Source organism: Stieleria maiorica (genome assembly GCF_008035925.1).
GTDB lineage: Bacteria > Planctomycetota > Planctomycetia > Pirellulales > Pirellulaceae > Stieleria > Stieleria maiorica.
Window position 1 is genome coordinate 1,418,620 of record NZ_CP036264.1, and the last position, 12,769, is coordinate 1,431,388.

The following is a 12,769-nucleotide window of genomic DNA, read 5'->3' on the forward strand; positions in this document are numbered from 1 at the left end:
GGACGAGACCGACCGTTCATTGCGGATCAAAACGCACGACCCGGAGTGTCGTCACGCTTTGACAGTTTTGGCCGTCATTTCACGAACAACCGTCGCACCTTTTCACCCTTCCGGCGGTCGATGAAGATCCCATGAAGGCGGTGTGAAGAAACCGAGGTTACGATGCGATCAACTCAAGGTAGCGGATCAACGCCTGGGGCGAGTCGGGATCCACATTTTGCACCGCGATCGCCAACAGTTCGCTCGCCGCCGTGCGACGGTCGGATGGACTGACCCCGGCGGCATCGAGCCTGGCGATCATTTCCTCCGTGACGCCCTGAGTGAAACTGGAACGCGATGTTGTTTGGTTCTTGATCGACCGCAACGCCCCGATCACCGCCGAATCGTTCAGCTGGGCATTACGATCGGCGACAAACAGCGTGGCCTCGATCAACAGCCGGGGGGCATCGGCCTCGTTGTTATACACAATTCATTCCCCTGATCTGGTTGCATTTGGACCAAAGCTTCGCCAACAACTACTGATGTCGTAGAGTCGTTCCATGCCGCGCATGACCGTATCGGTGCCAGGCTCGTCATGTCGTGGTCGGTCGATGTAGCCGCCAAGCCGAGCGATCATGCGGACGATCTCCTTCAACGTCGGTGGTTTCTTTGGCGGATCTTCCCCGGTGACGATCTTGTATACCGGCTGCCATTCGTCGGCTACGAATACTGCTTCACAGCTGACGTCTGGACATTCGCGACCGATCCGCACGCTGTAGAACGTTCGCCACGCCAAGATCATCGAAACAGCGAGACAACGCTCGAATCGTTCGATCTTTTCAAACCGCTTTGCTTCGATGCGAGTGCCTGATTTGAGAGTTCGGAAGAATACTTCGATCAACCAGCGAATGCAGTAGTAAGACAACACCAGCTCAATCTCTTCCTTGTTCGAAATCGGCATATTGGTCAGCAACAGCCAACTGATAGGCGTATCCCCTTCAGGCGGATCGATCTCGTGAGCCCAAATCGCGTTGACTTTCGTGGGCCGTAGGTGTCGATCGGGCCGATAGGGGTTCTTCAGTGTCAGCGTCGTTGCACGCACCTCGAGTTCGCATTGGCGTGCCTCTCGCGGTTGATTGCGTGCTCGTTTGTCACAGGCTAACTTGGGTTGGTGCGAACGAATCGTTATCGCTTTGGTGTAGCGTACTTTGCTCGCGGCGAGTTTTTCATGCAGATTTCCTGATGGCCGACCGTGCTGATCAACGATCGAACGGTCATAGCAACTGCGAATAATCCACCAAAAGTTCTTTGGAGAATCGGAATTACACTCGATGACTTCAAAGATGTCCGCTTCGCTGTCAGCCACGCAGACAACTTGCGTTTCGGGGTGCTCGCTAGCGATTAACTGTGCTTCGCGGTGGTTTTCAAGCCATCGCAGAGACTCCTTCTCTTCAATCGGCACTTTCTTTCGATCATCGGCTTTTGACGGACCTTCCTCGCGAGTCCAAAGTTCCGCTGCAACGGTTCCTAAGGGCGTGCCGGTGGGAGTGAACGCCATCAGCGGGTGAAGCAACTCGCCGTAGCGTGAACTGCCATCTAGCGGACCGGCCCCTTCTACTTGCGTGTTAGGTTTCGTCAAATCCAGTTCCGTCGTATCGTGAGCCAAGATGACAACTTCTTGCTCAGCAAGACGCTTATAGCAGGCATCTATATGGGGCGCTAAAATGTCCTCAAAGCAGATCGCATCGTTATCAAAAAGTCGGTAGGCTGCCGTTGTTTCGTTGTGTCCTGCGCCGACTGCAGCAGGAATGCTCTTGCTCGGCAAACCAGCCATGGCGGAGAGCACTTCGGCAAGTCGTTCATTTCGTCTCTTGTCGCCAAGATCCACCGTTTCTAATTCGTCAATCACCCATTGGCTCACCATCGCAAACACTCCGTTGCTACCTGTCGTGCACCTGAACTCCCTGTGAGCAACAGTTTGAGCGATTTCGCGAATCAATACATCATCAAAAATTTGTGTATAACAACGAGGGGCATCGGCACCGGCTGGGCGTCGCGGTGTCGCCTCGCTCGGTTTCAGCTCCGCCCCCGGGCCTCGATCCGACAACTTTCGGCGGCGGCGACGACGATCGGCGGCCTTCAAACTGGCATGTAACTTTGATGATTTCGGCATGGTGCTACACCCGCGTGCCGGCGGTGAAAAAGTAAACAAGTTCCCTCGGCTTGAGAGGCAACCTGAAAGGCAACGCGTCAATTACAAGTGTAATCCGTCGCCAATCGAGGCAGAAAGCCGCACCGGCCTCTGCGGGAGTTTCCAATAAGCGTTGCCGTTTCTGCCGGTTGTGCCGTTGATGATTAGCCGATCCGACCGCGGCGACCGCGGATTTGAATCACACGACCGGTGCGATGAGCTAGTTTCGAGAAACCAGTTCCGACCGACCGCTCTTGGGGCCCGCTCTCGCGCATGATCCACGTTCAACATCTGACCAAGACGTACGAGGATCTCCAACGGGGACGCTTCGTGGCGGTGGACGGCATCTCGTTTTCCGTTCAGCGGGGCGAGATCTTTGGGCTGTTGGGCCCCAACGGGGCCGGCAAGACCACGGTGCTGCGGATGCTCAGTACGGTGCTCGAACCCACCGACGGGATCGCCACGGTCGCCGGATATGACGTCGTCCGCGACTCGGCCGAGGTCCGTCGAAACATCGGCTTCGTCAGCAACAACACGGCGATCTATGACCGCATGACGGCGTGGGAGATGGTGGAGTACTTTGGGCGTCTTCACGGAATGCGATCGGCCCATTTGAACGACCGTCTGGAAGACCTGTTTGATCAGTTGCGGATGAACGACTTTCGCAACGTCCCCGGCGGCAAGATGTCGACGGGCATGAAGCAGAAGGTCTCGATCGCCAGGGCCATGATTCACGACCCGCCGGTGCTGGTATTTGACGAGGCGACGTTGGGCTTGGATGTGCTGGTCGCCCGCAATCTGTTGGGCGTGATCCGCTCGCTCCGCGAGGCCGGCAAGTGCCTGATCTTTTCAACGCACATCATGAGCGAAGTCGAACGGCTGTGTGATCGGATTGCGATCATGTATTGCGGCAAGATTCTCGACAGCGGCACACTGGAGGAACTCCGTGACCGCCATCGCGAAGACGATTTTGAAGAGCTGTTCTTTGGGCTGCTCAGCCAACACGAACACGAGATGCGGCTCAGCGGGCGAAACGAACCCGCCTCGCTGGCCGACCAAGCGGCGGGAGAACAATTGGTATGAGCGATTCGTCCAAGGCGATTCGGCAAAAGGCCGCGACGGCAGGAAAGCCGCGTTTGGCCGCGGTCTGGCTGATCTATCTGCGTGAAATGCGCGACCAGCTGCGCGACCGTCGCACGCTGTTCACGATCGCCGTGCTGCCGATCATGCTGTACCCGCTGGTCGGCATGCTGTTGTTACAGATCGCGCAATTCACGCGTCAAAATCCGACGTCGGTCTGTGTCGTCGGCACCGAAAACATCGAAGACGCACCGCCGCTGTTTGAAGGCGAATCGTTCGCCCCACATTTGATCGAACAACCCGAGGCCTTGGAGCTGTTGACGTATCGGTGGGACGAACTTTCCGGGGATCGACCGGTTCGCGAAAAGGCGAACCAGTGGGTCAAGACCGGCGCGTTCGACTTGGTCGTGTTGATTCCGCCCGCCTTCAAAGAGATCGGTTTGATGGGCGACTTGGTCGGCACCGACTTTAAGTCGCCCCACAGCGATGACCAGGCCAAGACCGACATCGAACTGCTGTTCAACGTGGGCAGCGACCAATCGGTCGTCGCCAAAGGCCGCGTGGCCGGCGTCTTGGCCGCCTGGCGTGGCGAGTGGATCAAAGAACGTCTTTCGGGGGTCGGCATCGATGCCGAACTGTTGCTGCCGTTCGAGTGGTCCGATCAGAACATCGCACCGCAGCGGACGCGTGAGGCGGCGTTCTGGAGCAAATTGCTGCCGTTCATCATGTTGGTCTGGGCGATGACCGGCGCGTTCTACCCGGCCGTCGATTTGGTCGCCGGAGAAAAGGAACGCGGGACGCTGGAAACCTTGCTGTGCAGCCCGGCGCTGCGGAGCGAAATCGTCTGGGGAAAACTCGGCGCGGTCGCTTCGTTCAGCATGCTCACAGCGCTGCTGAATGCCGGAAGCATGCTCGTGACCAGTTCCCTGGTGTTCCAACACATGGGCGTCGGCGGCGCCGGCGGCTCGTTGGGCGCGCCGCCCCTGGTGCCGATGCTGTGGCTGTTCGTCGCCCTGGTCCCACTGTCGTGTTTGTTTAGCGCGTTGGCGCTGGCGGTCGCGGCGATGGCGCAAAGCAGTAAAGAGGGACAGTACTACTTGATGCCGCTGATGATGGTGACCTTGCCGCTGGTGATGTTGCCGATGCTGCCCGGCACGACGCTCAATATCGGGACCAGCCTGATCCCCGTTTCCGGGATGTTCCTGTTGGTCCGAGCCCTGGTCGAAGGCCAATACGGCACGGCGTTGTTTTATGTGCCGATGGTGGCGACGGTCACCGGATGCTGCTTGTGGCTGGCGGCCCGCTGGGCCCGTCGCCAGTTCGAAGACGAATCCGTGTTGTTCGGTGGCGGCGAACAATGGGAATTGGGCATGTGGGTGCGTCACTTGTGGCGTGACCGCCAACTCGCCGCGACACCCGCGCAAGCCTATGCCTGTGGCGCGATCATCCTGGTCACCCTGTTCTTCGCCCGATTGACCATCACCGAGATGCCACAAGACTTAACGGGCATTGCCAAGCTGGTGATGATGCCACAAGTGTTGATCGTGTTTCCGGCACTGGTCATGGCGACGATGATGACCAAATCGATTCGGCAAAGCCTCCGTATCCGCATGCCACACTGGACCACGTTGCCATTGGCGGTCCTGTTCGGCGTCACGTTGCACCCCAGCTACGTGATGCTGTCCAAGATGATCAATCACGTCTATCCGGTCAGCGAGCAGACGGCAGCGGCGATGAAACCGTTCGCCGAGCAGATCGCATCGGCCCCCTGGGCGACCGTCGTGCTGCTGATGGCGTTGTTGCCGGCGATCTGTGAAGAACTGGCCTTTCGCGGATTCATCTTCGGCGGGCTGGTCCGCGAGAAAGGCAAACTTCGCGCGGTCGTGTTGACCGCCATCATGTTCGGAATCTCACACGGCGTTCTGCAGCAATCGATCGCCGCATCGGTGATGGGCATCGCACTCGGGTGGATCACGCTGCGAACCGGCAGTATCATCCCTTGCATCCTGATCCACTTCACCAACAACGCACTGTCGGTGTCGCTGGAGCGGATCACCGAAAGCGGCTGGGCGGGCGCGTCGGTGTTCCTGACCCAGACCGACCTGGGGCCGTCGTATCAGCCATTTTGGACGCTGATCAGCATGGGGATCGCCACGACGTGCCTGCTGTACTTCGGCACCGTCTCACCGGCGACCGATGAAAGCGAATCGGAATTCATCGGTTCGCACCACGACTACGTCGATCCGACGGCGTCGCTGGCCTCGGCCTAGCCGCTCGCCATGGCCCGGTTTTCGAGGTAGTGGACGAGGCGACGAGTCCATTCGGATCATGAACCGCGAGGACTCCTCGCGTCGTCCACTACTGCTTACCCGCAAAGCGGCTTCCGCTGCAGCTGGCCCGAAAGATGAATCGCCGCCGCCCGCCCGACCGGCGTCACTCCGACTGCGTCCAGTATCGGAACGCCCGCATGGTTTGGCGAGCGGCTTCGTGGGGATCGGGCCAAGGGAACGCTTCGGCGCACAAGTAACCTCGGTAGCCGATCGTCCGCAACGCCTCGATGATCCGTCCGTATTGCATGTGGCCGTAGCCGACCGGACGGCGGTTGCTGTCGACGAAGTGGATGTGGCCGACCAAATCGCCTCCGGTCACCAACGCATCGGCGATGTCGGTTTCTTCGATCCCCATGTGAAACAGGTCGCACAGCAGCCGCACGTTGGAAGTCGACAGCGAACGCAACAGATCCACGCCCTGGGCGACGGTACAGCACTGATTGGTTTCGTAGCGATTCAGCGGCTCGTAAATCAACGGCACGTTGTACTGGCTGGCGTGCTGGCCGCCGTCCTCCAGGGCCTCGGCCAGATACGCCAAGGCGGTTTTAGAATCGACGTCTCCCTCGCTGCGTCCCTGCATCGAACCGATGATCGCCATCGCGCCAAATCCTCCGGCCGCGTCGATGATGGTTCGCACGAACGCGCGGGCATCGGCGCGTTTCTTCGGATCCGGATCAGCCAGCTGCAACCGATGTTTGACCCAACCCGCGCCGGTTCCCAGCGCGGCCAGACGCACGCCGGCGCCGTCCAGCAGATTGCCCAGCGAATCCAAATTCAGCGATTCGACCGACGGGGCAAAGATTTCGACTGCGTCATAGCCGAGCTCCCCCGCAAACGCGATCGATTTCTCCAGACCGTCCCACAGGACGAACGGACCGCCACGAGCTTCTTCGACCAACGAAATGGTGATGCAAGATTTCATAAGACCGCCAAACTAAAAAAAGAACAAATTGAACGAGCGTCGGTGAATTCATTTCATGGTTCGCACGGGGCAGCGAACGTGGGCAGCGGCGACGCTCGCCCGAACGAGGAAACCACTGGAGAACCACCTTCTGGCGAAGGTAGCTACCTCCCAACTCCCAACTCCCAACCGGAAACTCACCCGTCATTATTCTCGGGCCGTCCTTCGACATAGACCCAGTTGTGAATCGGCTTGAGGATTTCCTTGACCTCGGCGACCAGGTTTTCATCGAGCGGTTCTTCCAGCCAGTCGCACCAACCGGCGACGCGGTCGGGGTTGGCCGATCCGACGACACAACTGGCGAACGATTCGTTGGCGGCGGAATACTGCAGTGCAAGTTTCGCGATGTCGCTGCCGGCGTTGCGACAGTGATCGGCGGCCGCCTTGGCGACTTTGCGGACCTCTTCGGTCGCCTTGTGCCACGACGGCAAGGGCGCGTCGGTCAACAAGCGTGCTGAAAACGGAGCGGCGTTGATCAGTCCGACGCCGGACTCGCGACACGGATCGATCAAACTGAGCGCCATGTCGTTTTGCAGCGTGTAATGGTTGTAGGTCAGGATCACGTCCATCTCGCTGCGGCGGATCATCTCGTGAAAGATCTTCATCGGGTAACCGCTGACGCCGATGAACCGCACCTTGCCCTTTTCCTTTTCTTTCTGCAGGGCGGGAATCGTTTCGTTGACGATCTGATCCAGATCCACGAATTCGATGTCGTGACAGAACACCGTGTCCAGGTGGTCCAGTTGCATCCGTTCGAGCGAAATGTCGATGCTTTCGGCAACCCGACGCGCGGAAAAGTCAAAGTGCTGGGGGGCAAATCGTCCCAGCTTGGTGCTCAGGTAATAGGAATCGCGCGGCAGTTGCGGCAGCACGCGGCCGAGCATGATCTCGCTCATCCCGCGGCCATAGTAGGCGGCCGTGTCGATATAGTTCATGCCGCGGTCGAGCGCCACGTTGACACAGCGCAGCGCCTCCGAAACATCGATCGGGCGGAATTCGGCTCCGATGGACGAGGCCCCGAATCCGAGGACGGACAGTTCCAAGCCGGTGTTTCCCAAGGGGCGTTTTTGCATCGTGATGGTCTCCTGTTTTCGTGCTTTCACTTCAACGGAGAACCTACCACAGATCGGCCGCCGCTGAACCTGCCTGTTGATTTAATCGCAACCGAGACAATTGTGAGCCGATGGCGCTAGCCACGGGCCTCGAAGGGCGATGCTGGCACCGCTAGGCCCGTAGGCTAGCGCCTTACGGCTCATTCAATCAACCGGCCGGGACACCACCGCCCCCCTACCGGATCGACCGCCGGCGTTGCCAATGGACCCAATCGGACGCCGATTGTAGATGATCCGCCTTGCAACCGGCGAACCGGCCCGCGACGGCATCGCCCGCCTGGCGTCGCAGCGTCCGGCGATCGGCCCTGCGACGGTTCCAACTCGAACATCCCGCCGATCGCACACGACCTTCTTTTCCGATTTGATCGGGAGAATGAAAACGGTCAAAAGCGGGGGCGGCCGTTGAATGCGACACGGCGGCGAATGCCAACAACCCACACTTCCGCAGAATCATTTTTTAGTCAGGCGGAGTGCCATGAGTTCCAACGTTTCCTCGATCGACCCCCAATCCACTTGTGTCGGAATCCCGGTTCCGACGGTCAACGCCCCCTTGGTTGTCGATTCGCACGTTCGTGTCGAACGCCATCAGGATGTCCCGCCCGGAAAGATCATGATCGTGGACGACGAGATCGCCAACGTCATGATCGCCAAGAAGATTCTGTCCCAAGCCGGACACAGCGATTTTGAAACGACCACCGATTCGACTCTCGCGATGAACCTGATTCACACCCGCGAGCCCGATGTCGTGCTGTTGGACATCAACATGCCGCACGTCGACGGGATTTCGATTCTGTCGCAGATCCGCAGCGTCGATAAATTCAAGCGTCTGCCGGTATTGATCCTGACCGCGAACACTCACAGCGAAGTCAAGCTGCGCTGTCTGGAACTCGGCGCGACGGACTTTTTGATCAAGCCGATCGACCCGATGGAACTTGCCCCACGGGTTCGCAACGCGCTGCAGAGCAAGATGTACCACGACCAGCTGTTCTATCACGCCGCGGAGCTCGAAAAGATCGTCATGCGGCGGACGAAGGAATTGGAAAAGTCGCGACGCGAAGTGATCTATTGCCTGGCCCGAGCCGCGGAATTGCGCGACAACGACACCGGAAACCACGTGATCCGAGTGGGCCGATATGCCGGAGTGATCGCCCGCAATTTGGGGTTGCCCGAACGCTTCGTCGACGACCTGGAACTGGCCGCCCAACTGCATGACGTCGGAAAGATCGCGATCCCCGACGCGATTCTGCTCAAGCCCGGCAAACTGGAACCGGAGGAGTACGAGATCATCAAGGGGCACGTCAAACACGGACGTCAGATCATCAAACCCTTCGCCGCCCACGACGCCGCGACGATGCGTAGCCACGTGCAGACCGGATCGGAGATTCTCGCCGACGGTACGTCGTTGATGCGGTTGGCGGCCAGCATCGCCCAGACCCACCACGAGAAAGTGGACGGCACGGGATACCCGATCGGCCTGGCCGGCGATGACATCCCGATCGAAGGTCGGATCACCGCGGTGGCCGACGTCTTTGATGCCTTGTCCTCCGAACGCCCCTACAAGAAAGCGATGCCACGCGAAAAGTGCTTCTCGATCCTGGAGGAAGGCCGGGGAACCCACTTCGATTCCGACGTCCTGGACGCGTTTTTCGCCGGAGCCTCGGACATCGTTCGCATCCAGGTCGAATTCGCCGACTACTGCTGAGTGGTCTACAGCTGAGTAGTTTTTTCGAGTACGACAGCCCTTCCGGGCTGTCGTCCGTGGGACTCCGGCCGACGACCTAGAAAGGACGTCGTACAACGAATCCCCCCCTCCCCGATTCACCGGATTTGAGGTCGCTCGCCGGCGTGCGTGAGATCGGTTGCCGATTCAGTGAGATCCGTTCCCAATCCAGACGTGTCGGCAGCACACGTGGCGTGTTCCGTGTTATTCTCTTGCGCTTCGTTCCAAGCCCATGGAATCACACCAAACGAAACACGTTTAGAGAACACCAGCAACGATGACAAGTGCGCAGTGTCGTTGGGGAATCCTTAGTACGGCCAATATTGCGAGAAAGAATTGGCAAGCGATCCGATTGAGTGGCAGCGGGGTCGTCCGCGGCGTCTCGAGCCGATCGCGCGAGCGGGCCGGCCAGTTCATCGACGAGTGCCAATGGGACGCTCCCTTTGAAACCGTCCCCGAGGCCTTTGAGGGGCACGAAGCGCTGTTGGCGTGCGGCGACATCGACGCGGTCTATGTGCCGATGCCGACCGGGGTGAGAAAGGAATGGGTGATCGCCGCTGCGGAAGCCAAGAAGCACGTGTTGATCGAAAAACCGGTCGCCGTCAACGCCGCCGATGCCCAGCAGATGCTCGACGCCTGCAACGCCAACGGCGTCCAGTTGATGGACGGAGTGATGTTCGACCATGGCAAGCGAATCGGCTCCGTCAGCGAGCAGGTCCGGTCGGCATCGCTGGGCCAGCTCCGCCGCATCCAGGCCCATTTTTCGTTCACCGGTGACTCGGAATTCCAATCCGCCAACATCCGAACCGACAGCGTGTTGGAACCCCACGGCTGCCTGGGCGATCTAGGCTGGTACTGCATCCGATTCATCCTCTGGGCCAGCGGCTTTCGCGATCCCGTCGAAGTCTCCGGCCGCACGATCACACCGCTGCGCCGCGACGGGTCCGACGAGTGGGTGCCGGGAGAGTTTGCCGGCGAACTGGTGTTTGACGGCGGGCTGACGGCCGGATTCTTTTGTTCGTTCTGTACGGCCAATCAACAACTCGCAACCCTGTCGGGCGATTGCGGCTACCTGACGATCGACGATTTCGTGTTGCCGCTGTACGACTCCAAGACCGAGTATCAAGTCCACCGCCACGAGTTGGAGATCGACAACTGCCGTTGGAATTTCCGCCGCCGCAGTGAGACGTTTGCCTGTGACGAATACCACAGCGGTGAATCGAACGCGCAGGAAGTGGAAATGATGCGGACGTTCAACGCGATCGTGACGGCCGGCACGCTCCAACCCGCCCTCGCCCAGCGGGCCTTGCAAACCCAACGGATTCTAGACGCTTGCCGACGAAGCGATTCGCTGGGTGGCCAGCGCGTTTCACTCAACCCCAGCTCGTAAATCCCGCGATTCCCCTGCCGCGCGACCGCTGCCTCGGGCGCAGCGGTCTCCGGCGTAACGGCTCCGGCCCACCTCCCGACTTCTCTCCTCTTCCAGTTCGGATTCCCCCCATGACGATCGCAACGTTCCTGTTTTTCACCGCATTGGTCGCGTTTGCAACTTGGTGGGTCACCCGTGGCGGCGGCGCTTCGACCGACGAGAGTTATTTTCTGGCGGGGCGATCACTCACGGGCGTGTTCATCGCCGGCTCGCTGCTGCTGACCAACCTGTCGACCGAACAATTGATCGGGCTCAACGCCGCCGCCTTCACCGAAGGGCTCTCCGTGATGGCATGGGAGGTCGTCGCGGGGATCTCGCTGGTCGCGTTGGCGCTGGTGTTCCTGCCACGCTATTTGAAATCGGGGATCGCGACGATCCCGCAGTTCTTTGAAGAGCGTTACGGCAGTGGGGTGCGCACGCTGACGACGTTTCTGTTCGTCATCGCCTACATGCTGATCTTGCTGCCCTTCGTGTTGTACCTGGGTGCCAACGGGCTGTCGGGGATGCTGGAACTGGAATCCCGTTTGGGCCTGACGCAGATCCAAACGATCTGGACGGTGATCATCTTCATCGCCGCGGTGGGCGGCGGCTACGCGATTTGGGGCGGGCTGAAAGCGGTCGCGGTTTCGGACACCTTCAATGGAGCGGGGTTGTTGATCGGCGGATTGATGATCACCTACTTCACGCTGTCCAAGATTGCCGGGGACGACGGCAGTCTGTTCTCGGCGTTTTCGCTGATCGCCGACCGCGACCCCGACGCCTTTCGATCGCTGGGAACGGCCGACGAAGACGTGTCGTGGCCGACACTGTTTACCGGCGTTCTGCTGCTGAACTTTTTTTATTGGTCGACCAACCAGCAAATCATTCAGCGGACGTTCGGGGCAAAAAACCTGGCCGAGGGGCAGAAGGGCGTGCTGTTGGCGGCGTTCTTTAAGATCATGGCCCCGCTGATCCTGGTGCTGCCGGGAATCGCGGCGGCGTACATGGTCGCGACGGACTCGGCATTCGCCGATCGCGTCCAGGCGACCACCGACGGGGCGGCCAACCGCGCTTACGGGGCCCTGGTCGTCTCGGTGTTGCCGGAATCATTGGTCGGATTTTTTGCCGCGGTGGTTGTCGGGTCCATCCTGTCGACGTTCAACTCGGTCCTCAACAGCAGCGCGACCCTGTTTTCACTGGACATCTACAAACGGTTCCTGCGGCCCGAGGCCACCACACGCCAGGTGGTGATCTCTGGCCAGCTGTGCAGCTTTGTCGTCGCCGTGTTCGCGGTGATCGCCGCGCCCACGTTTTTCCATGGCCGCGAGGGAGTTTTCGGATTCTTTCAAAAACTGAACGGCATTTACTTCATCCCGATCCTGGCCATCATGCTGGTCGGTCTGCTCAATCGCACCGTCGACGGCATGTCTGCATTGGTTACCTTGATCGTCGGATTGACAGCGATGTCGGTCGGTACGTTCCTGAGCGGCCAGAGTGAATCGGACCCCGGCTGGGTGGTCGGCACGTTCGGTTCGGGATACCACTTCATGGGCGTGGTGTTCTTCGGATTGGTCGTGTTGCAATTGACGCTCGGTGCGGTCGGGTTCCGCCGCAGCCAGCCGTACGTCCAGAAGGATGTGGGGGCGGTGGATCTGACACCCTGGAAAGCCGCCCCCTATGTCGGCGCCGGCCTGATCGGACTTGCGATTTCACTCTACGCGGTGTTCGCGTTCTGATCGGACACCGCCTCGGACGGACCGGGGTCGCGAAGGGAAGGCAACGGCCCCGGGGGGGAGACTTTGCGGCAGCATGCTGTGCGCAAACACCACCGGGCAACATCTTTTGGCGCACATCGAATTTTTGCCTCCAGCGGATCAACCGAGTCGTATATACTGCTCGGCGTTCTGGCGATCCTTCGCCAGCGAAATCTGAGGCAGGAAAATCAGAGCCAAGAGGGCTAACGTTGGGCGAAGTCGCGTTTTCGCCCA

General features: G+C 59.6%; 9 protein-coding genes. 5 read left to right on the forward strand and 4 right to left on the reverse strand.

All coding sequences use genetic code 11. The features are described 5' to 3' along the window. Window positions 1-157 precede the first annotated feature (157 nt). Together Mal15_RS04640 and Mal15_RS04645 are read right to left on the reverse strand one after the other, a co-directional pair. Complete coding sequence (locus tag Mal15_RS04640) at window positions 158-466, reverse strand: hypothetical protein (protein ID WP_147866691.1); 309 nt, start codon at window positions 464-466, stop codon at window positions 158-160. A gap of 3 nt (window positions 467-469) precedes the next feature. Then, window positions 470-1,903 carry an IS4 family transposase gene (locus Mal15_RS04645; protein WP_147866711.1) on the reverse strand — a complete coding sequence of 478 codons (1,434 nt, stop codon included), beginning with the start codon at window positions 1,901-1,903 and terminating at the stop codon, window positions 470-472. A 540-nt stretch (window positions 1,904-2,443) separates the two neighbouring features. Here Mal15_RS04645 and Mal15_RS04650 point away from each other — a divergent pair. Together Mal15_RS04650 and Mal15_RS04655 are read left to right on the forward strand one after the other, a co-directional pair. Further along, the gene (locus Mal15_RS04650; RefSeq protein WP_147866693.1) at window positions 2,444-3,253 is read left to right on the forward strand and encodes an ATP-binding cassette domain-containing protein; all 810 of its coding nucleotides are present in this window, start codon (window positions 2,444-2,446) and stop codon (window positions 3,251-3,253) included. Continuing rightward, complete coding sequence (locus tag Mal15_RS04655; RefSeq protein WP_147866694.1) at window positions 3,250-5,520, forward strand: ABC transporter permease subunit/CPBP intramembrane protease; 2,271 nt, start codon at window positions 3,250-3,252, stop codon at window positions 5,518-5,520. Before Mal15_RS04650 ends, Mal15_RS04655 begins: the two co-directional genes overlap by 4 nt. Before the next feature lie 163 nt (window positions 5,521-5,683). On the opposite strand, the gene Mal15_RS04660 is transcribed toward Mal15_RS04655, so the two are convergent. Together Mal15_RS04660 and Mal15_RS04665 are read right to left on the reverse strand one after the other, a co-directional pair. Then, window positions 5,684-6,502 carry a sugar phosphate isomerase/epimerase family protein gene (locus tag Mal15_RS04660; protein WP_147866695.1) on the reverse strand — a complete coding sequence of 273 codons (819 nt, stop codon included), beginning with the start codon at window positions 6,500-6,502 and terminating at the stop codon, window positions 5,684-5,686. 176 nt (window positions 6,503-6,678) lie between these two features. Beyond that, window positions 6,679-7,614: an aldo/keto reductase gene (locus Mal15_RS04665; RefSeq protein WP_147866696.1), complete on the reverse strand. Its 936-nt coding sequence runs from the start codon at window positions 7,612-7,614 to the stop codon at window positions 6,679-6,681. A gap of 514 nt (window positions 7,615-8,128) precedes the next feature. On the opposite strand from Mal15_RS04665, the gene Mal15_RS04670 reads away from it, so the two are divergent. The 3 genes from Mal15_RS04670 (at window position 8,129) to Mal15_RS04680 (ending at window position 12,517) form a co-directional block, all read left to right on the forward strand. Continuing rightward, entirely contained in the window at window positions 8,129-9,355 is a 1,227-nt protein-coding gene (locus Mal15_RS04670) for an HD-GYP domain-containing protein (protein ID WP_147866697.1), read from the forward strand. Window positions 9,356-9,650: 295 nt separating this feature from the next. Next, the gene (locus Mal15_RS04675) at window positions 9,651-10,763 is read left to right on the forward strand and encodes a Gfo/Idh/MocA family protein (RefSeq protein WP_147866698.1); all 1,113 of its coding nucleotides are present in this window, start codon (window positions 9,651-9,653) and stop codon (window positions 10,761-10,763) included. A gap of 110 nt (window positions 10,764-10,873) precedes the next feature. Further along, window positions 10,874-12,517 carry a solute:sodium symporter family transporter gene (locus Mal15_RS04680; protein ID WP_147866699.1) on the forward strand — a complete coding sequence of 548 codons (1,644 nt, stop codon included), beginning with the start codon at window positions 10,874-10,876 and terminating at the stop codon, window positions 12,515-12,517. The last annotated feature ends 252 nt before the right edge of the window (window positions 12,518-12,769 follow it).

Excerpts from the sequence above, each read along its gene's own strand:
- Mal15_RS04645 (WP_147866711.1), bottom strand. The coding sequence starts at position 1,903 with ATGGTGAGCCAATGGGTGATTGACGAATTAGAAACGGTGGATCTTGGC.
- Mal15_RS04650 (WP_147866693.1), top strand. The coding sequence starts at position 2,444 with ATGATCCACGTTCAACATCTGACCAAGACGTACGAGGATCTCCAACGG.
- Mal15_RS04655 (WP_147866694.1), top strand. The coding sequence starts at position 3,250 with ATGAGCGATTCGTCCAAGGCGATTCGGCAAAAGGCCGCGACGGCAGGA.
- Mal15_RS04660 (WP_147866695.1), bottom strand. The coding sequence starts at position 6,502 with ATGAAATCTTGCATCACCATTTCGTTGGTCGAAGAAGCTCGTGGCGGT.
- Mal15_RS04665 (WP_147866696.1), bottom strand. The coding sequence starts at position 7,614 with ATGCAAAAACGCCCCTTGGGAAACACCGGCTTGGAACTGTCCGTCCTC.
- Mal15_RS04670 (WP_147866697.1), top strand. The coding sequence starts at position 8,129 with ATGAGTTCCAACGTTTCCTCGATCGACCCCCAATCCACTTGTGTCGGA.
- Mal15_RS04675 (WP_147866698.1), top strand. The coding sequence starts at position 9,651 with ATGACAAGTGCGCAGTGTCGTTGGGGAATCCTTAGTACGGCCAATATT.
- Mal15_RS04680 (WP_147866699.1), top strand. The coding sequence starts at position 10,874 with ATGACGATCGCAACGTTCCTGTTTTTCACCGCATTGGTCGCGTTTGCA.